The sequence below is a fragment of the Olsenella sp. KH3B4 genome (assembly GCA_900111695.1).
Lineage (GTDB): Bacteria > Actinomycetota > Coriobacteriia > Coriobacteriales > Atopobiaceae > Tractidigestivibacter.
This window is the reverse complement of sequence record FOHD01000001.1, coordinates 153,059-172,276: the sequence shown is the minus strand read 5'-3', so window position 1 is coordinate 172,276 and position 19,218 is coordinate 153,059. Positions and strand designations below refer to the sequence as shown.

Genomic DNA, 19,218 nt, shown 5'->3' with positions numbered 1-19,218 from the left:
GTATGTCTAAGGCGCTTGGCGGCAGGCTACTCGGCCGGATAGCTGAGCAAGGCGTCGAGAAGCACGAGGGCACATATTGCCTCGGCCACGGGGACGGCGCGCGTCGCCACGCACGGGTCGTGCCGGCCGTGTACGCTGAGCTTGGCGTTTGTGCCGCTCTCGAGGTCGACGGAGTCCTGCTCGCGCGCGATGGACGAGGTGGGCTTCATCGCAATCCTAAAGAGAACGGGAGCCCCGGTGGTAATGCCGCCGAGGATGCCGCCGGCATTGTTGGTCTTGGGGGTGGGCACGCCCTCGCGCATCTCGTAAGGGTCGTTGTTCTCGCTGCCATGGAGGCGTGCCGCCTCGAAGCCGCGGCCAAACTCGATGCCCTTGACGGCTGGGATGCCAAACGCTGCGCGAGCCAGCATGTTCTCGATGCCGTCGAACATGGGCGAGCCGGCGCCCGCAGGCATGCCGCAGGCAACGCACTCGATGACGCCGCCCACGGAGTCGAGGCTTCGGCGGGCATCGTCGATCGCGGCGAGCATGCGCGTGCCGGCCTCGGCGTCTATCGTAGGGAAGCGCGGGCCGGAAGCGAGGATGTCGAGCTGCTCGGCAAGGTGTGCCTGCGACGCCGGGGAGTTGTCGAGGGCGTCGAAGCGCTCGTCCTCCACGTTGGCAACGGAGAGCAGGTGGGCGCCAATGCGCACCCCGCGTGCCGCGAGCGCCTGGAGGGCAATGCCGCCAGCGACGCACAGGGGTGCGGTGAGCCGTCCGGAGAAGTGCCCGCCTCCGGGAACGTCCTGGTTGCCGTGCCACTTCTCCCATGCGGTGAGGTCGGCGTGGCCGGGGCGGGGTACCTTGAGGAGGTTGTCGTAGTCGCCCGAGCGCGTGTTGGTGTTCTCGATGACGGCGGCGAGCGGCGCTCCACAGGTGGCGCCATGGACGTTGAGGCCGCTCACGATGCGTGGGCGGTCCTCCTCGCGGCGGGGCGTGGTCCAGCTTCCCTGGCCAGGGGCGCGTCGAGCCATGAAGGCGGCAAGGGCATCCTGGTCAACGACGAGCCCCGAGGGCAGGCCCTCGACCACGCACCCGATGGCGGGGGAGTGAGACTGGCCGAACACCGTGACGCGGAGCGTCTGTCCAAAGCTTGAGGGCATCTCTAGCCTTCCTCTGCAATCCCTCCGAGGTTCCGGAAGTCCTCGAAGAAGCGTGGGTATGACTTTGCGACGCACTCGGCGCCGCGGATGGTTGTGGGGCCGGTGGCATTGGCACCGGCGATGGCGGCCATCATGGCTATGCGATGGTCGTTCGCCGCGTCGACGGTACCGCCGGAAAGCGGGCCGTTGCCGTGGATGACAAGGGCGTCAGGCTCTTCCTCGATGCTGGCCCCCATGGCCGTGAGGGCCTTGTTCACGGTGCTCAGGCGGTCAGACTCCTTGAGGCGAAGGCGCCCGGCGTTGGCGATGACCGTGGTGCCCGTGGCATTGGCGGCGATAGCGGCCAGCGGGGGCACGAGGTCCGGTGTGTCTCGCACGTCGATGGTGCGGCCGCGCAGCGTGTCTGGCGTTGTGGAGGCAACGTTTCCTGAGCGGCTCACGCGGGCGCCAAACGCGGCGGCGCAGGCCAAGATGGTGCGGTCCCCCTGGGCGCTCGCGAGGTCGAGCCCGCTCACGGAGACGCCCCCCGCGATGGCCCCCGCCGCAAGCCAGAAGGCGGCGTTCGACCAGTCGCCCTCGACCGTAACGGTGCCCGGCGACACGGCGCTGCGCGCAGGGGAAACCGAGAGGACCGTGGCACGATTGCCGTCAACGGTCTCGTGCGTGACGTCCACGTCGATGCCAAACTCGGCAAGCGCTCGAATGGTGAGGCGGATGTAGGAGCGCGACTCCACGGGCTCGGTGACCACAATCTCGCTTGGCGCCGAGAGGAGCGGGGTGGCCATGAGCAGGCCGCTCACGAATTGGGACGAGACGTTGCCGGGAATGGAGAAGCGGCCCGGCAGGAGCGTGCCCGAAACCTCAAGTGGGAGCTTTCCGCGCGTAGAGAGCGTGACACCGTGGCAGACGAGCTCCTCGTAGAGGGGCGAGAGCGGGCGGTCGGCAAGGCGACCGTGGCCGTCGAGGCTGCCACCTCGGCCGAGCGCGGCGACGATGGGCAGCATGAATCGAAGCGTCGAGCCGGACTCGCCACAGTCGAGGTGTGCTCCAGGTATGGCTTGACGGATGTTGTCTGTGGCGCTTGTGCCCGGAAGCGGGTTCACTCTAAAGCCCAGGCGTGTGCTTGCGATGCGTGCGCCAAGAGCCTCCAGGCAGCTGACGGTGGCCTCGATGTCTTTGGAGGTCGCGTTGCAGTTGATGTCTGTGGTCCCCGGGCAGAGGGCCGCCATGATGAGCAACCGGTGGGCCATGGACTTCGAGGCGATGGCGGGTATGGTGCCGTGAAGCGGGGAAGGATGGATGGTTACGTCCATGCGCTACTCACCGCAGCCAAGGTCGATCACGTGGCGGAGCTCCTCGAGCGAGACCTTGCGCAGCTCGACGCCACCAATGCGCGTGGGCACCACAAGGGTCACGCTGTTGGCACGGCGCTTCTTGTCACGCGCCGCGTACTCGAGGAGCGTGGCGTGGTCGATGTCCGTGTTGGTGGGAAGCCCGTATGCCCTCACGCAGTCCACGATGCGGGTGGCCACGTCCGGCGAGCACCAGCCAAGCTGGGCCGAGGCGCGAGCAACGCAGCAGAGGCCTGCCGCGACGCAGCTGCCGTGCCCGAGCGTGAAGTCGCTTGCGGCCTCGATGGCGTGGCCGATGGTGTGTCCAAGATTGAGCGTCTGACGACGGCCGCGCTCCTGCTCGTCCGCGTCGACCACATCGCGCTTGATCTCGACGTTTCTGGCCACAATGCCCACAAGCTTGTCGGGGTCAAACCCGGGCGTGCACACGGGTGCCGCCTGAAGCTCGTCAAAGAGCTTCTCGTCTGCAAGCACGCCGTGCTTGATCATCTCGCCGCACGAGTCACGCAGCAGGCCTGGGGAAACGGTTGCAAGGCAGTCGATGTCGGCCACGACCAGCGAGGGCTGCAGAAAGGCACCGGCAAGGTTCTTGCCCGCCTCGAGGTCGACCGCCGTCTTTCCGCCCACGGATGAGTCGACCATGGCGAGCAACGAGGTGGGAACCTGGACAACCTGAATGCCGCGCTGGTAGAGGGCTGCGGCAAGGCCTGCCATGTCACCGGTGACGCCCCCGCCGAGAGCGACGACCGCGTCCGAGCGCGTGAGCCCGGCGTTGGCCATGCGCTCGAGGATGTCCCCCAGCGTGGAGAGGCGCTTGTGCTCCTCGCCAGCAGGAAAGGTGAGCGTCGTGACGGCAATGCCTGCCTCCTCGAGCGACTCCTCAACAGGCTTTGCATAGAGCGGCGCGACATTTGAGTCCGAAATGAGAGCCACGTGTGTGACTTTGGGGCATGCCGCGGCGACAAGTGCGCCCAGGGAGGCGAGAAGCCCTCGGCCAACGTGCACCTCGTACGAGCGAGAGGGCGTGTTCACGGGGATTGCGCGGGTCTCGCTCATCGTGCCTCGGCCTCCTTCTTCAGGCGATCGCCCTCCGCGAGCAGCCTCTCCAGCTTCTCGGCATCCCGCGCGTCGATTGCATCCTTGTATGCCTGGAGATTCTCGATGATGGTCCCCACCTCGCGCGACAGGTTGTCCGCATTGTCGAGGAAGAGCTCGGTCCACATGGGGGCGTTCAGGCGCGCCACGCGCGTGAGGTCCTTGTACGAGCCTGCCGAGAAGCCCTTGTGCTCCTGTGCCGTGGGGCTCTTCACATAGGCGTTGGAGACGACATGCGCTAGCTGCGAGGTGTAGGCAATCATGCGGTCGTGGTTCTCGGCGGTGGAGAGCGTGAACGAGCCGAACCCACAGGGCTCGAGCAGGTGCTTCAGGCGCTCGAGAATGGCCACACGGTCGAAGTCGTCCATCTGCGGCGGCACGACGACCATGGGCGCGTTGTGGAACATGTTCGCCCTGGCGTGGGCAAAGCCCGAGTACTGCGTGCCGGCCATGGGGTGGCAGCCTACAAAGGTCCAGGGTTGGCCCTCGGCAATCTTGCCGCAGCGCTCGCAGATGATGCGCTTGACGCCGACGGTGTCGATGACGATGGCGCCGGGTGAGATGAGATGGGCCATGTCCTCGAGCCAGTCGATGCTCACCTGGGGGTAGCCGGCGAGGATGATGAGCTCGCAGGTGGGGATGGTTTCGTCGGTGAGCTCGCCCCTGATGGTCTCGATCTCGGCCATCTCGGTGACGGAGTGCGTGCGGTTCCAGCCGTACACCTCACGGCCAGCCGCGGCCAGTGCCTTGGCGAAGGAGCCACCCATCAGGCCAAGGCCCACCACGCCCACGCGATCGGGGACGAAGGTGGGGGAGAGGGCGGCCTGGTCTTTCTCGGCCATTTACTTCTCCTCCTCGACGGGTGCCGTCACTGCCTCGCGGATAAGGCGGATGCGGCGCATGGCATCGTCGAACTGTGCGGGCGTGAGCGCCTGCGCGCCATCGGACCACGCCTCGCTGGGGTTGTTGTGAACCTCGATCTCGAGGCCGTCGGCACCCGCCGCCGTTGCCGCATAGGCTGCGGGACGGACGTAGCGCGTGTAGCCCGTGGCGTGGCTGGGATCGCCAACAACCGGCAGGTGGGAGAGGTGGTGAAGCACGGGAATCGCGTTTACGTCGAAGGTGTTTCTCGTCCGCGTCTCAAAGGTGCGGATGCCGCGCTCGCAGAGAATCACGTTGGGGTTCCCCTCGCTCATGATGTACTCGGCGCCCATGAGGAGTTCGTCGATGGTCTCGGAGAGGCCGCGCTTGAGAAGGATTGGCACCTGGGTCTTGCCCACCTCGCGCAGGAGCGGGAAGTTCTGGGCGTTGCGGGCGCCAATCTGCATGACGTCGATGCCCTTGTCGAGGAAGAGCTGAACGTCGCGCGGGTCCATGACCTCCGTCACGATGGGCATGTCGAGTTCTCCTGCTGCCTCGACGAGAAGGTCAAGGCCCTTCTCGCCCATGCCCTGGTAGGAGTACGGGCTGGTGCGGGGCTTGTATGCCCCGCCGCGGAGCATGGTTGCGCCGGACGCCTTGACGGCGCGGGCGATGTCGAAGAGGTTCTTGCCTTCAACGGAGCAGGGGCCGGCGATTACCTGGAAGTTGCCGCCGCCGATTTTCACGCCGTGACCGCATTCCACAACAGTGTCCTCGGGGTGGAACTTGCGGTTGGCCTTCTTGAAGGGCTCGGAGACGCGCTGGACGCGCTCGATGATGTCCATGGACTCGAGAAGGAACGGGTCGATCTGGGTTGTGTCGCCGATGATGCCGACGATGGTCTCGTTGTCGCCCTGGGATACGTTTGTCTTGAAGCCACGCCCCTCGATCCACTTTACGAAGTGGTCGAGCTGGTCTTTGGTGGCCGTCTCTTTAACTACTGCAATCATGGTGGCAAACCTTTCCGAGGCCACGGATGTGCGCGGCCGTCTTGTTGCATAGGGATTGGAATGCTACCACGGAGGAGTCTGTTTGCAGGGCTTGTGCCTGCGGCGTTAACAAAGGTGAACTAATGGTCTGTGGGGTCTGGGGCGCTGGGGTGGCGTCGCGGGGCACGGGGCGCCGCGCGGGGCGCAGGCTGGCCTTGCTGTCTGCGGCTGCTCACGTCCCCGCTGTCCATAAAAACGGAGAATATCGCCATTCCTTAAACGAGAAGGACGTTTCCCGAGTTGGCGCGTAGCCATTTTGAGAAATGGCGATATTCTCTGGGTGTGCGAGAAGAGACAGGCTAGGCGTGCGAGAAGGGCCAGGCCCCCGCCCGCGGGCTAGGCCCAAAAAAGCCCAGGGTGCCATGCGCCCTGGGCTGCATCTACCTGGTGACCCCGGTGGGGTTCGAACCCACGACCTTTCGCTCCGGAGGCGAACGCTCTAATCCACTGAGCTACGGGGCCAACGGCCTTTGATTATAGGCAAACTTTCCAACTTGGCTACCGTCACGGCGGAATGCCATCGTCACGACTCGCCCACAAGACCTAAGCCGACCCTCCGCCCGCTTGCCCGGCTCGCATACAATGAGCATTCGGCACCCGCTGTCCCATTCGGCAGTCAAAGCGAGGGGAGACCATGACGCGCAACACCACACCTGCCAACGACGACATGCCTGCAACAAGCGTTGAGGGCCTCTCGTCTGCCGAGGTCGAGGAGCGTGTCGCCTCCGGGAAGACCAACGCCAACACCGATGTCAAGACCAAGTCCGTGCGCCAGATCCTTGCCGAGCACACGTTTACGCTCTTTAACTTCGTCAACCTTGGGATGGCGGTCCTTGTGGCCATTACGGGCCAATGGCGGAACCTTCTCTTCATGGGCGTGGTCATCTGCAACCTCATCATCGGCATCTTCCAAGAGGTTCGCGCAAAGCGCATGGTCGATAGGCTCTCGATTCTCACCGAGAAGCGCGTCCGCGTAATGCGCGATGGCAAGACGGTCGAGCTGCTCCCCTCCGAGCTGGTGCTCGACGACTGCATCCTGCTTGCCCACGGCGAGCAGGTCCCTGCGGACTCCGTGGTGCTCAGGGGTCGGGTGCAGATGGACGAGTCCCTGCTTACGGGCGAGAGCCGCCCCGTTCCCAAGGGACCGGGCGACACGCTTCTAAGCGGAAGCTTCGTGGACTCCGGAGACCTTCTCGCCCGCGTGACCAAGGTGGGCCAGGAAGGCTATGCAGCTCGCATCAACGCCGAGGCCAAGTACGTCAAGCCCGTGCATTCGCAGATTCTCGACTCGCTTCGCGCCATCATCCGCCTGGGTACCTATGCGCTCTTCCCGCTAGGGATCGGGCTCTTCCTGCGCACGCTCTTCATGGACAGCGCGACCTTGAACGACGCCATTCTCTCGGCTGTTGCTGCCGTGGTGGGGATGATTCCGCAGGGGCTGGTGCTTCTCACCTCGAGCATCCTTGCCATCGCCACCACGCGCCTGGCCATGCGCAAGGTACTCGTGCAGCAGACCTATTGCGTGGAGACGCTCGCGCGCGTTGACACCCTGTGCCTTGACAAGACGGGCACCATCACCACCGGTCGCATGGAGGTCTCGCACGTAAACGCCGCGCCCGGCCACACGGTGGCCGAGGTCGACGGGGCCCTTGCGGAAGTGGTCCGCGCATCCGAGGGCGATGCCAACGACACGGCGCAGGCGCTTCTCGCCCATGCCGACAAGGTTGGCGTCGAGAGGGGAGAGACGCCACTTCGCGTGGTTCCCTTTGACTCGCGGCGCAAGTGCTCTGGCTGCGTGACGGCAGGGGGGCGCCCCCTTGTCATGGGTGCCGCCCGTTTTGTGCTGGACGAGAAGGGCGTTGCCCAAGCGGCGGCCCTTGCGGCTGGCTATGACCCCTGCGAGCGCGTACTCGTTGTCTGCGAGGTCGCGGGCTTCGACGCTGATGGCGCCCCTACTGGCGAGGCATCGCTTCTCGGCGTAGTTGGCATCAGAGACGAGCTGCGCGCCACTGCGCCGCAGACCATGCGCTACTTTATCGAGCAGGGCGTTGACCTGCGTGTCATTTCGGGCGACGATCCCGTGACCGTATCGGCCATCGCGGCGAGGGCGGGCGTGCCTCATGCCGAGCAGGCCGTCGACGCATCTACGCTCAAGACCGAGGAGGACCTCGTTGCCGCTGCTCGTTGCTACCACGTCTTTGGACGCGTGACGCCCGAACAGAAGCGCTCGCTCGTGCGTGCGCTTCGGGCGGATGGTCACGTGGTTGCCATGACGGGCGACGGTGTGAACGACGTGCTCGCGCTGCGCGAGGCAGACTGCTCGATCTCGGTGGCATCCGGTTCTGCCGCGGCGCGAAACGTCTCGGAGATTGTCCTTGCCGATAATGACTTCTCGCACATGCCCGAGGTGGTTGTTGAGGGGCGTCGCTCGATCAACAACCTCCAGCGCTCTGCCTCGCTCTTCCTCGTCAAGACCGTCTACACGGCACTTCTCGCCTTGGTGTGCATCTTCTTCCCGCCGTACCCCTTCATCCCCATACAGATGTCGCTCATCTCGTCCGCCATCATCGGCATCCCGTCGTTCGTGCTTGCGCTCGAGCCAAATCACGACCGCGTGAGCGGCGGCTTTCTCGGCCACGTACTCGCGCGTTCGCTCCCTGCCTCGGCTGGGATCACGGCGGCGCTCGTCGTGGCGCTTGTCGCTGAGCGCCTCATGCCCATGACCTTTGCTCAGACGTCAACCGTCTGCATGCTGCTTGTCGCGATCGTGGGCATTCGACTCATCTGGCGCATCTCGCAGCCTCTTACGCCATTGCGCACTGCGCTGCTCGTTACGGTTGGCGCGATTGTTGCCGTCGGGTGTACGGTCTTTGGTGCCTTCTTCAAGGTTGCGCCTCTCACGCCTAGTATGTGTGTCTTGGTCGTCGTTGCGGGGGCGCTCTCGTGCGTCCTCTTCGATACGCTCTTCAACCGCTCGATAGCCCTTGCCAATGCCGGCGGGGGCATCGCCCGCCTTGCGGACAGACTGGAGGAGACCCATGTCACTCACAGAAGGAACGCCAATCACCAAGGAGTTTAGGGAGGCCGTTCTTGCCGCCCGTCGCCCCGTTCGCGTTTCTGCGGGCGGCAGGGAGGCGCTCGCCTACGACGTCTCCGGCATTCCCGGCGAAGACCGGCTGCCCCGCGCCTTGGTCGAGCTTCTCGAGAACGTCGTGCGCCGCTCCGCCACCGATGATGATGCGGTTCGCCAGGCGCATGCCGTGGTCGAGGCCGGCCTTGCCGGAAAGCAGGGCTCCGAGATCGAGTTCATGCCTGCGCGTGTCCTCTTCCAGGACTTCACCGGCGTGCCCGTCTTTGTCGACTTTGCCTCCATGCGCGACGCTATGGTTGCCCGTGGCGGCGACCCCTCGCGTGTGAACCCCCACATCCCCTGCACCCTTGTCGTTGACCACTCGGTCATCGCTGACGTCGCTGGCGAGCAGGACGCGTGCGAGAAGAACCAGGAGCTCGAGGCAAAGCGCAACCACGAGCGCTTCGCATTCCTCAAGTGGGCCGGCGAGTCCTTTGGCAACGTCGAGATCGTCCCGCCCGGAGGCGGCATCTGCCACCAGCTCAACATCGAGCGCTTCTGCCGCGTGGTGACCACCGACGCGCTTTCTTCGCTTAATGAGCCCGTGGCCTGCTTTGACACACTTGTGGGCACCGACTCGCACACCACCACGGCAAACGGCGTTGGCGTCATGGGCTGGGGCGTTGGCGGCATCGAGGCCGAGGCTGCGGCGCTGGGGCAGCCCATCTCGATGCTCGTGCCGCCGGTGGTGGAGCTGAGGCTTACCGGTGCCCTGCGCGACGGCATCTCCGGCATGGACCTTGCCCTCACGGTTGCGCAGCTCATGCGCGCGGCTGGCGTCGTCGGCTGCCTCGTCGAGGTGACGGGAGAGGGCGTGGCAACCCTCACCGCCACGCAGCGCTCCTGTGTCGCCAACATGACGCCGGAGTACGGTGCCACCACCACGCTCTTCCCGGTTGACGAGAAGACGCTAGACTACCTCAGGCTCACCGGCCGCGACCCCAAAGACGTGGTGTTCGCCCAGGCCTACCTTGAGCGCCAGGGTACCTTTGGCGCCACGAGCGGACGCACCTACGCCCGCACGGTGACGCTTGACCTCGCGACGGTGGAACCGAGCCTCGCCGGTCCCTCGCGCCCGCACGACCGCGTGACTATTGCTGGCCTTCGCGACCGGTTCGAGCAGAGTGCCGAGAAGAACGGGTGTTGCGACCTGGCGCAGTCTTTCGACATCGCCTGCGGCGACGCGACCTATGGGCTCCACCACGGTGCGCTTGCCATTGCGGCCATCACCAGCTGCACCACCGCGACAGACCCCGCCATGATGGTCGCCGCTGGGCTTCTCGCCAAGCGTGCCGTCGAGCGCGGCCTTACCCCCAAGCCCTGGGTCAAGAAGATCCTCGCCCCCGGCAGCCACGCCACCCAGCTCCTGCTCGAGCGCGCCGGCCTCACCGCTCCGCTTGCGAAGCTCGGCTTCTTCACCTGCGGATTTGGCTGCATGAGCTGCATTGGCAACTCCGGTGACATCCATTCCGCCCTGCGCGAGCACGCAGACGAGATGGAGCTCACGAGCGTCCTCTCGGGCAACCGCAACTTCGAGGGCCGCATCTCGCCCTACGTGAGCCAGAACTACCTCTGCCAGCCCGCCTACGTGGTTGCCTACTCGCTCGTGGGCACCATGGACGTAGACCTTGCCAAGGATCCGGTTGGCACGGGCGCAAACGGTGAGCCCGTGATGCTCGCAGACCTGGTTCCCTCCAACGCCGAGGTTGCCGAGGTCCTCTCGCACGTCCTCACGCCGTCCCTCTTCGCAGACGTCCAGGAGTCGCTCAAGGAGGGCTCCGCCTCCTGGCGTGCGATCGAGTCCTCGTCCTCCTCGACCTTCCCGTGGGATGATTCCTCCACGTATGTGCGCCGCGCGCCGTACTTCGACATCGCCCGCAAACGCGAGACCATCCAGGTGTCTGGCGCCCGCGCCCTGGCACTTCTTGGCGACTTTGTGACCACCGACCACATCTCGCCCGCCGGTGCCATTGCGCCAGATTCCCCGGCTGCGCGCTACCTCACCGAGCACGGCGTGGCACAGAAGGACTTCAACACCTACGGTAGCCGCAGGGGCAACCACGAGGTTATGGCTCGGGGCACCTTCGCCAATGTGAAGCTCAAGAACGCGCTTGCGGACGGTCGCGTGGGCGGGTGGACGCGCGACTTCATCGACGGCGAGGTCAAGAGCATCTACGATGCCGCCATGGACTACGCCGAGCACGACGTTCCCCTGGTGGTGGTTGCGGGCAAGCTCTACGGCTCTGGCTCAAGCCGTGACTGGGCAGGTAAGGGTCCTCTGCTTTTGGGCGTACAAGCCGTCATCGCCGAGAGCTTCGAGCGCATCCACCGCTCCAACCTGGTGCAGATGGGGGTGCTTCCGCTTCAGTTCCGGGAGGGCGAGAATGCGGAATCCCTTGGTCTTACTGGTGAGGAGACATTCGACGTTTCGCCTGTGAGCTTGAAGGATGGGCTTCCCAGCCCGCGGGAGGTGGATGTCACGGCAACGCGCCCGGATGGCACGGCTGTCACCTTCACCTGTGTCGTCCGCGTCGACACGCCCATGGAAGGGCGTTTCCTCGCAAAGGGCGGCATCCTGCCCTACGTCCTCGACGAGATTTCATAGGGCTTGTGAGGGCTTGCTCGGCGGTATTGTGCGTGGCGTGCAGAACGGCGAGAATGTGCGGCTGGATTTTGTTCGCTGGGTAAGAGACAGACAGGAGGGATTTGCATGAGGTGTCCAAACTGTGGCGCGGAGGTACCAACTGGTGCCGTTGCCTGCCCCACCTGTCACTATGACCTGGGTCTCACGCAGAGGATTCCCGTGACCAAGGTGGCATGGTGCCCCACATGCGGTGCCCTGGTTCCCCCAGACGCCCATTCCTGTCCAAAATGCGGTGCACCCGTTGGCGCGCCTGTGCGCTCGAAGAGTGGCCAGGCCGTGCGCGACCTGGGCATTCCCACCATTGGCGGGCCAGCCGATCCAGACGCCGATGACGTAGACGAGGGTGGCGCTGACGCCACCCGAGCCATGCCGCGCATCGAGAGCGCCATTCCGTCCGAGCCCGGTCCCGAGTCAGCGACGGTGCGCCACGACCGCATGCCGCGTACGCGTGTGCTCATGGTTGCAGCTGGTGCGGCACTTGTGCTTGCGGGTGGCATGGCTCTCTGGATCACTCACCCCTGGGACCCCAACCTGTACATCACTCATGCACAGACGGACGCCGACACCTCCATGGCAGGCTATCCAGGCTACATCTCCTCGCTTTCTGGGCAGGATGGCTCTGCGGCTACAACGAGCGACAGCTCAAGCGACAGTGCTGATTCCTCCTCGGATTCGGGGGATGATACTGCCACGCCCACCGTCGCCCAGTCGCTCAGCGATGACTACGAGAAGCTCGGCACCTACGCCGGCCAGCTCGACGATAGCGTGGCAGCGCTCGTCTCGACGGGCGTGAGCGGCTCGGAGTCCGACCGCAAGTCTGCCAAGGCCACCGCCGACCAGACCGCGATCGAGATCTCTAACCTCATCGACGACATAACTTCGCTCGATGACTCCGACGGCACCTACGCAGATGACATCTCCAACCTAACCACGCTAGGGAACTGGCTGCGCAACCGCTCGGATGCCATCTGCGAGGCCTGGAAGATCTCGGTCACCATGGCGACGGAGAAGAAGATCTTGGCCCCGCTCGAGAAGATTGGCTACTCCTCCGGAACCGACAGCTATAAGACGCTCTTTGACGAGAACTACGAGGCGTGGAAGCCTGCGGAGGAGTAATCGAACCTGCCGGAGGCGTCTGACGATTGCGTGCAGGCCGCTGCTTGCTGGTACTATCGTAGGGATGAAAGATTGCTACGATTCTCTCGGCGTCTCCCCGGCGCCGCGAGCTTCACACTTTGGAGGGGTCATGGGTCTCTTTGGTTCTAAGCCGCTCTACACGCCTTCGTACAAGGTGAAGGGCGACGAGGTCGCGATCTTCGATACCAGCAAGGGCACCATTGTGGTGCGTCTTGATGGTAATGGGGCGCCCATCCACGTTGCCAACTTCTGCGAGCTTGCCGAGAAGGGCTTCTACAACGGGCTCACGTTCCACCGCTATGAGCCCGGCTTCGTCATTCAGGGTGGCGATCCGGCGGGCAACGGCACCGGTGGTCCGGGCTACTGCATCCACGAGGAGTACACCACCAACCCCCGCAACAGCCATGAGGACGGGGCGCTTGCCATGGCACGCGCGTCCGATCCCAACTCTGCCGGGTCTCAGTTCTACTTCTGCCTTGGCCCCCAGCACTTCCTGGACAAGGGCTACACCGTGTTTGGGCAGACCGTCGAGGGTCTCGACACCATTGCCGCTCTTCGCAAGGGCGACGTTATCAACTCGATTACGATCGAGCACCGTGCATAGGGTTTCGCCGGTGCAGAAGCGAGGGGGTCTCACGTGAATCAGCAGACATACGAGGCGGGCAAGGCCGCCTATCAACAGGGCGATTGGCTCACCGCGGTTGACAGACTCTCGCAGGCTAAGGACCCGGGAGAGGTTTCCGGCCCCGTTGACCACCTCGTGGGCAACTCCTACATGAAGCTCGGCCAATACGAGGCTGCTGCTGCCGCATATGAGAGCGCCCTGCGCGACACTGCGTATGGCAAGGTTGGTCCGCTCTCCTGCAACCGTGGTCGTGCGCTTCTCGCCGCTGGTCACCCTGCCGAGGCAGTCTCTGCGCTCACGCAGGCCCTAAGCGACACCTCCTATGCCACCCCGTACAAGGCCCACATGGCGTTGGGCACCGCCTACGAGCGCCTTGGCGACCCCCGCAACGCGGGCATCGCCTACAGGAACGCTGCCATCGACGAGTCGAACCCCAACCCGTCCTCCGCTCTGTGCGACCTCGGCGGCTGCTTCATGCAGCTGGGCCGTCCCATTGACGCAGTTGAGGCCTACCGTACGGCCCTTGATTTCTCGGCGCCCCTTCAGAGCCAGAACCAGGTCTACTGTGACCTCGGCCTTGCCTATGTTGCTGCAAACCGCATGTCAGAGGCGGTTGACGCCTTCGATCACGCCACGGCAGACGGCACGCTTGTGCTCTCGCCCGAGGCGCAGGCGTCCTATGACGCCGCCCGCAAGGCCATGGCTGCCATAGTGAGCAAGAAGCGCCCCTCCGATACCGACGCCCTGCTTGCTGCTGCCGGCTACGGTGGGGGATATGATCCCCTCGACCCCACGGGTGCGTCTGGCGAGCTCATGCCTTCTGCCGATGACACGGGCTTCTTCTCCGTCTCCGAGGAGGACCTCGTCGAGCAGGACAAGAAGGAGCGCAAGATCCGCCGCAAGCACAACCACAGCGGGCTCAAGGTCTTCATCACGATCCTCGTCATCCTTGTGGTGGCGCTCGGCGCCGCAGGGTTTGCGTACTACCGTGGCTACGGCTGGCCCACCCAGGAGGCTGTGATCGAGCAGCTGTTTGACGCCAAGACCTCTGGTGAGGACCTGGGCAGCTTCATTGCCGCCTCGGTGCCCGCCTCCGATGCCGCCACCATCGAGTCCACGGTTCCCACGGGCGCAACAATCAAGTCCACCGAGGTCGACCGGAGCATGACCGAGTCCACGGCCACGGTCAGCGCCGCTCTTCCCACTGGGGACACGCAGACCTACACCATCTCTCTGGTGCGCGATGGCATCTCTTGGAAGGTGACGAGCGTGACAAGCGATGATGCGTCCTCCACGGCGGATTCCTCATCTGCCACGTCTTCAAGCGGGGTTACCACGACCACTACGGGTACCGCGTCGCAGGGTTAGAGCCCCTTCGCGTCGTGCTAGGTGCGCGCCTTCAGGACGCGCAGACGGGATAAGGAAGCTATGTCGATTTTCGACTCACTGTTCGGCGAATATGGCGGCGACCTTGCCATTGACCTCGGCACCGCCAATACGCTTGTTGCCGTTAGGGGCCAGGGCATCGTCATCAACGAGCCCTCGGTTGTTGCCATCGACAAGAGCGAGAGCCGTGTCCTTGCCGTGGGCGCCGACGCCAAGCGCATGATTGGTCGCACTCCGGGTTCCATCATCGCCGAGCGTCCCCTCAAAGATGGCGTCATCGCAGACTTCGATGTCACCGAGGTCATGCTCAGGTACTTCATCGAGAAGGCTCGCGAGCGTCGCTATCCCTGGTCGCCTAGGCCGCGCGTGGTTGTCTGCGTACCTTCGGGCGTTACGTCTGTCGAGAAGCGTGCTGTGTTCGAGGCCACCATACAGGCTGGCGCTCGCCAGGCCTATCTCATCGAGGAGCCCATGGCAGCCGCCATTGGCGCTGATCTTCCTATCGAGGACCCAACCGGTTCGATGGTCGTGGACATTGGTGGCGGTACCACCGAGGTTGCTGTCATCTCGATGGGTGGAATCGTTGTCTCGCAGTCCATTCGCACTGCGGGCGACGAGTTCGACCAGACCATCCTCGAGCACGTCCGCGATGCGTACAACCTCTCCATCGGCGAGCGCACGGCCGAGGACATCAAAATCAAGGTTGGTTCCGCCGCTCCGCTTGCTGAGGAGCTTGACGTCGAGGTCAACGGCCGCGATGTCATGAGCGGCCTGCCCAAGACGGTTCGCATCGAGAGCGAGGAGATCCGTCGCGCCCTGGATCGCCCGCTTGACGAGGTCACGAAGGCCGTCAAGGACGCCCTTGACGTGACGCCGCCAGACCTCGCGTCGGACCTCATGTTCTATGGCATCCTGCTCACGGGCGGCGGTGGCCTTCTTCGCGGTCTTGACCAGCGTCTCCGCGAGGAGACAGGCGTACCCGTCAACGTGAGTCCCACCGCCCTTGAAAACGTTGTCAACGGTTGCGCTAAGGTCCTCGAGGCAAACGCGCTTTCCGGTGGCTTCGTCCAGAGTACAGGCCAGTAGGCGTGCCGCTCAGTGGAAGACGTGCCCCAACGCCGGGGCTGGGAAACAACAATCAGGGTACAGGCGGGCGCGAGCTAGTCGTGTGCCTCATCATCTCGGTTGTGCTCTTCACCGTGGGCGTTCGCACGGGAGACGATGGGCCTTTGGGCGTCATGCGCGGCGCCTTCCAAACCATCACGACCCCGGTGCGCCTCGTGGGTTCCGCCATCTCTATGCCGTTCCAGGGACTGGGCAACATCTTCTCCAACCTCACGGCAGACCAGGAAACGCTTTCAGAGCTTCAGGCCGAGAACGACGAGCTTCGAAGCAGGAACGCGGAACTCGAGGAGGCCGAGCAGACGGCAACGCGCCTGCAGGGGCTCCTCGATCTCCAGAGCACCTATGACCTGCAGTCCACTGCCGCCCACATCATCTCGGGTTCCAGCGACTCGTGGTCTTCGACCGTCATCATCGACAAGGGCACCAGTTCCGGCCTCTCCGTTGGCATGCCGGTAACCTCGTCCTCGGGTGTCATTGGGCAGATTGTCGAGTGCGGAGCCACGTCCTCCACCGTGCTTCTCGTAACCGACGAGTCCTCGAGCATCTCGGCCATGGTTCAGTCGAGCCGGGCCCAGGGCATGCTCAATGGCTCCGCTGCGGGCGAGGTAAGCCTCGACATGATTCGCACCGATCAGACCGTCGAGGTCGGGGACATCGTGGTCACGAGCGGCTTGGGTGGCGTCTTCCCCAAGGGGCTTCCTCTCGGCAAGGTTACGAGCGTCGAGAAGAACCCGGGCTCCATGTACTACACGATCGTCGTCGAGCCGTATGCCCACACAGAGAACGCCGAGGAGGTTCTCGTCATTACGTCACTCACGGACTCCCAGGTTGCGACCTCCGAGGACGTGGCGGCCGCAGACGCCCAGGAGACCTCGTCAAGCACGACGGACACCTCGGGCGCGGATTCGACGAATACGGACTCCGCTAGTTCTGATGCCGCGGGCACTGACTCGAGTAGCACGGGTAGTGCCGCCTCGACGACGGGAACTTCTGCGGGTTCGTCATCAACGACGTCGACCACGTCTACGTCAAATTAGGGAGGGGGGCTCGCCATGCAGGTGGCTGACAAGAACAGGGACCGGCGGGGCACGCTCGTCCTCGCCATTGTGTGCGCCGTGCTCCAGCTTGCGCTTGCGCCCAACATAGGAATCGGGAACGGACGGGCCAACTTTGCCCTGGTCTTTACCGTGTGCGCCGCCTTCAACATCGGCGGTCGGAAGGGGGTTCTCGCGGGCTTCTTTGCGGGACTCTTCTTTGACCTCTCGACCACGGGACCCATCGGCCTTATGGCCGGGCTGTGCGCGGTCGCGGCATATGTTCTGGGACAGGAGGGGAGAAACCGCATGGCCGGCGAGTTTGGTGCAAGCGTGGTGGAGTTCTCCGTCACTACGCTTGTCGTCTCGCTCATCTACCACCTTGCCATGCTCATGGTTGGGCAGTCATCGTCGTTTCTCGACGTGGTGGCGCTCCGCACGCTTCCCACGGCGTTCCTCACCATTGCTGCCTTCCTGCCCTTTGCCTGGTACTACTCACGCTCCGCTGGTGCAGGCCCAAGCCTCTCGATGGGTGGCCGGCATCGCGGCGGCTCGCACCTCAACACCAGGGGTCTCTAGGGTCACATCATGAGCTTCACGGTCATTATCATCATCGTCTGTGTCGCGGTGGCGGCGGCCCTCGTAGCCGTGTTTCTCGTCTTTGGACGCTCCGAGACCAACTTCAAGTTCGACATTGGCGGCAATGGGCCAAAGGCGTCGGGCGGGTCGGACACGTCTGGTGAGACAACGACGCAAGGTCGCCTTGTGGGCCAGGCTGCGGTTTCCGGTGGCATCATCGCCGTCCTTCTCGCCAAGCTCTGGTCGATGCAGCTCCTGTCCTCCGATGAGTACACCAAGCAGGCAGAGTCCAACAGGACGCGCACGGTGTCCGTCCCCGCTCCCCGCGGGCGCATCCTCGACCGCAACGGCAAGGAGATCGTCACCAACCGGTCGAGCCTGACGGTCCTCGCCGAGGCGGACGTTGCCGATGACGACATCGAGCTCACGCTCATCGGCAACCTCATCGGCATGCCTGCGCTTGCCGTTAAGCGCAAGGTCGAGGATTCGTCGGCGGGCGCGCAGAGCCTGCGCTCGATTGCCGTTGACGTTTCGCGTAGGGTTGTGGCGTTTCTCGGCGAGCACCCAACGGTCTTCCCTGGCGTCTCGGTTGACCAGAGGACCCAGCGCTCGTATCCGTATGGCTCGCTTGCCGCGCACGTCGTGGGCTACACCGGTACCGTTACGTCAGACCAGCTCAACTCGACCGACTCCTCCGACGAGGGGGCCGTGAAGTACAGCTCGGGAGACACGGTTGGCCAGTCTGGCATCGAGCTTCAATATGAGAGCGTCCTTCAGGGCGTCGCTGGCGAGCAGACCGTCTATGTTGACGCGGACGGCAACGTGCTCGACTATTCGACACTTGTCGAGCCCAGGAGCGGCTCTGATGTTCTTCTCACCTTGGACATGGACATCCAGAAGGCCGCCGAGGAGTCGATTGTCAAGGTTGTGGAGTACCAGCAGAAGGCCGGCTACTCTGCCACGGGTGCCTGCGCCGTCGCAATCGACTGCACGAACGGCGAGGTCATCGCCATGGCGAGCTATCCCACGTACAATCCGAGCATCTTCGTGGGCGGCATCTCGACCAGCGACTGGGATTCCCTGCAGTCCGAGGATGCCAACTACCCGCTCATGAATCGCGCCATCTCCGGTCAGTACCCCTCGGGATCCATCATCAAGTCGCTCACCACGCTCGCCGCCCTGAGCTACGGCATCGCAACCGCCAGCTCCACCTGGTACTGCACAGGCTGGTGGACGGGGTTTGGCAAGGACTACGGCATGAAGTGCTGGTGGACCTCCGGACATGGGGAGATGAACCTCGTCACTGGCATCACCTACTCCTGCGACGTCGTCTTCTACGAGATAGGCAAGGGATTCTTCTACGATGAAGACAACCCCGAGGGCATGCAGGAGACCTTCAAGAAGTTTGGCTTGGGGTCTCTCACGGGGATAGATCTTCCCAGCGAGGTCCAGGGCCGCGTCCCAGATGCCGAGTGGAAATGGAACTACTGGTCGAGCGCCACGGACGAGCAGCGAACCTGGCAGGGCGGCGACAACGCGAACCTCTCCATCGGCCAGGGCGACCTACTGGTTACCTGTATGCAGATGGTTGACGCCTACGCCGGCATCGCCAACCGCGGGCCCATCTACAAGCCGCACGTCCTGAAGAGCGTCAAGAGCGCTACGGGCTCCGGTACGGTCATCGATTACAGCCCTGAGGTCATCATCAACGCCGATGAGGATTCCGCAAACTTCGACGTCGTTGACGAGGGACTCTCGGGTGTTGTCTACAAGGAGTCCGCCACCCAGGCAGCACACTGGAATAACCTCAGCGTGGCCGCGCGGGGCAAGACCGGAACGGCAGAGCAGACTTCGGTTGGCGAGCCCGTTGGCTGGTTCATGGGCTTTGTTCCTGCCGAGAACCCCAAGTACGTCGTGGGTGCAAACGTCGACCGGGTGCTCTCCGGTGCCTCCTCAGCCATGTACATCGTTCGTGACATCATCGGAGCCATCTACGGCCAGCCGGATGACGTCGCCTACGACACGACCAACGTCGACCGGTAGGGGGCGAACTCATGGC

14 protein-coding genes and 1 tRNA gene are annotated in these 19,218 nt (G+C 64.1%); 9 read left to right on the top strand and 6 right to left on the bottom strand.

Annotation, left to right across the window (positions count from 1 at the left end):
• Positions 1 to 26 precede the first annotated feature (26 nt).
• The 6 genes from aroC to BMX94_RS00775 all read right to left on the bottom strand — a co-directional run bounded on the left by aroC (position 27) and on the right by BMX94_RS00775 (position 5,961).
• Positions 27 to 1,142 carry a chorismate synthase gene (aroC, locus tag BMX94_RS00800; protein ID WP_091002455.1) on the bottom strand — a complete coding sequence of 372 codons (1,116 nt, stop codon included), beginning with the start codon at positions 1,140 to 1,142 and terminating at the stop codon, positions 27 to 29.
• A gap of 2 nt (positions 1,143 to 1,144) precedes the next feature.
• A complete protein-coding gene (gene aroA / locus BMX94_RS00795; protein WP_091002453.1) occupies positions 1,145 to 2,455 on the bottom strand; it encodes a 3-phosphoshikimate 1-carboxyvinyltransferase in 1,311 nt (436 codons plus the stop codon).
• Between the two features lie 3 nt (positions 2,456 to 2,458).
• Positions 2,459 to 3,550, bottom strand: coding sequence for a 3-dehydroquinate synthase (gene aroB, locus BMX94_RS00790; RefSeq protein ID WP_091002451.1), 1,092 nt, complete (start codon positions 3,548 to 3,550; stop codon positions 2,459 to 2,461).
• Positions 3,547 to 4,431 carry a prephenate dehydrogenase gene (locus tag BMX94_RS00785; RefSeq protein ID WP_091002448.1) on the bottom strand — a complete coding sequence of 295 codons (885 nt, stop codon included), beginning with the start codon at positions 4,429 to 4,431 and terminating at the stop codon, positions 3,547 to 3,549. Before BMX94_RS00785 ends, aroB begins: the two co-directional genes overlap by 4 nt.
• Positions 4,432 to 5,460 (bottom strand): 3-deoxy-7-phosphoheptulonate synthase, encoded by a 1,029-nt coding sequence (gene aroF, locus BMX94_RS00780; protein ID WP_091002446.1) that lies wholly within the window; start codon positions 5,458 to 5,460, stop codon positions 4,432 to 4,434.
• A 424-nt stretch (positions 5,461 to 5,884) separates the two neighbouring features.
• A tRNA-Arg gene (locus BMX94_RS00775) sits at positions 5,885 to 5,961 on the bottom strand.
• Positions 5,962 to 6,133: 172 nt separating this feature from the next.
• Here BMX94_RS00775 and BMX94_RS00770 point away from each other — a divergent pair.
• The 9 genes from BMX94_RS00770 to mrdA all read left to right on the top strand — a co-directional run bounded on the left by BMX94_RS00770 (position 6,134) and on the right by mrdA (position 19,202).
• Positions 6,134 to 8,578 carry an HAD-IC family P-type ATPase gene (locus tag BMX94_RS00770; protein WP_091002444.1) on the top strand — a complete coding sequence of 815 codons (2,445 nt, stop codon included), beginning with the start codon at positions 6,134 to 6,136 and terminating at the stop codon, positions 8,576 to 8,578.
• Positions 8,538 to 11,234: an aconitate hydratase AcnA gene (gene acnA / locus BMX94_RS00765; protein ID WP_091002442.1), complete on the top strand. Its 2,697-nt coding sequence runs from the start codon at positions 8,538 to 8,540 to the stop codon at positions 11,232 to 11,234. Before BMX94_RS00770 ends, acnA begins: the two co-directional genes overlap by 41 nt.
• Before the next feature lie 105 nt (positions 11,235 to 11,339).
• The gene (locus BMX94_RS00760; protein WP_091002440.1) at positions 11,340 to 12,389 is read left to right on the top strand and encodes a zinc ribbon domain-containing protein; all 1,050 of its coding nucleotides are present in this window, start codon (positions 11,340 to 11,342) and stop codon (positions 12,387 to 12,389) included.
• A 130-nt stretch (positions 12,390 to 12,519) separates the two neighbouring features.
• A complete protein-coding gene (locus tag BMX94_RS00755) occupies positions 12,520 to 13,014 on the top strand; it encodes a peptidylprolyl isomerase (protein WP_091002438.1) in 495 nt (164 codons plus the stop codon).
• A gap of 33 nt (positions 13,015 to 13,047) precedes the next feature.
• Positions 13,048 to 14,403, top strand: coding sequence for a tetratricopeptide repeat protein (locus tag BMX94_RS00750; RefSeq protein WP_091002436.1), 1,356 nt, complete (start codon positions 13,048 to 13,050; stop codon positions 14,401 to 14,403).
• 60 nt (positions 14,404 to 14,463) lie between these two features.
• On the top strand, positions 14,464 to 15,507 hold the full coding sequence (locus tag BMX94_RS00745) for a rod shape-determining protein (protein ID WP_091002434.1): 1,044 nt from the start codon (positions 14,464 to 14,466) through the stop codon (positions 15,505 to 15,507).
• Positions 15,508 to 15,587: 80 nt separating this feature from the next.
• Entirely contained in the window at positions 15,588 to 16,583 is a 996-nt protein-coding gene (gene mreC, locus BMX94_RS00740; RefSeq protein WP_286159969.1) for a rod shape-determining protein MreC, read from the top strand.
• A 15-nt stretch (positions 16,584 to 16,598) separates the two neighbouring features.
• Positions 16,599 to 17,159 (top strand): rod shape-determining protein MreD, encoded by a 561-nt coding sequence (mreD, locus tag BMX94_RS00735; protein WP_091002430.1) that lies wholly within the window; start codon positions 16,599 to 16,601, stop codon positions 17,157 to 17,159.
• A 9-nt stretch (positions 17,160 to 17,168) separates the two neighbouring features.
• A complete protein-coding gene (gene mrdA, locus BMX94_RS00730; protein WP_091002428.1) occupies positions 17,169 to 19,202 on the top strand; it encodes a penicillin-binding protein 2 in 2,034 nt (677 codons plus the stop codon).
• The last annotated feature ends 16 nt before the right edge of the window (positions 19,203 to 19,218 follow it).

Bases quoted from the DNA above. Each gene is read 5' to 3' on its own strand.
- aroB (WP_091002451.1), bottom strand. From the start codon at position 3,550: ATGAGCGAGACCCGCGCAATCCCCGTGAACACGCCCTCTCGCTCGTAC.
- BMX94_RS00745 (WP_091002434.1), top strand. From the start codon at position 14,464: ATGTCGATTTTCGACTCACTGTTCGGCGAATATGGCGGCGACCTTGCC.
- BMX94_RS00755 (WP_091002438.1), top strand. From the start codon at position 12,520: ATGGGTCTCTTTGGTTCTAAGCCGCTCTACACGCCTTCGTACAAGGTG.
- aroF (WP_091002446.1), bottom strand. From the start codon at position 5,460: ATGATTGCAGTAGTTAAAGAGACGGCCACCAAAGACCAGCTCGACCAC.
- BMX94_RS00785 (WP_091002448.1), bottom strand. From the start codon at position 4,431: ATGGCCGAGAAAGACCAGGCCGCCCTCTCCCCCACCTTCGTCCCCGAT.
- BMX94_RS00770 (WP_091002444.1), top strand. From the start codon at position 6,134: ATGACGCGCAACACCACACCTGCCAACGACGACATGCCTGCAACAAGC.
- mrdA (WP_091002428.1), top strand. From the start codon at position 17,169: ATGAGCTTCACGGTCATTATCATCATCGTCTGTGTCGCGGTGGCGGCG.
- BMX94_RS00760 (WP_091002440.1), top strand. From the start codon at position 11,340: ATGAGGTGTCCAAACTGTGGCGCGGAGGTACCAACTGGTGCCGTTGCC.
- acnA (WP_091002442.1), top strand. From the start codon at position 8,538: ATGTCACTCACAGAAGGAACGCCAATCACCAAGGAGTTTAGGGAGGCC.
- aroA (WP_091002453.1), bottom strand. From the start codon at position 2,455: ATGGACGTAACCATCCATCCTTCCCCGCTTCACGGCACCATACCCGCC.
- mreD (WP_091002430.1), top strand. From the start codon at position 16,599: ATGCAGGTGGCTGACAAGAACAGGGACCGGCGGGGCACGCTCGTCCTC.
- aroC (WP_091002455.1), bottom strand. From the start codon at position 1,142: ATGCCCTCAAGCTTTGGACAGACGCTCCGCGTCACGGTGTTCGGCCAG.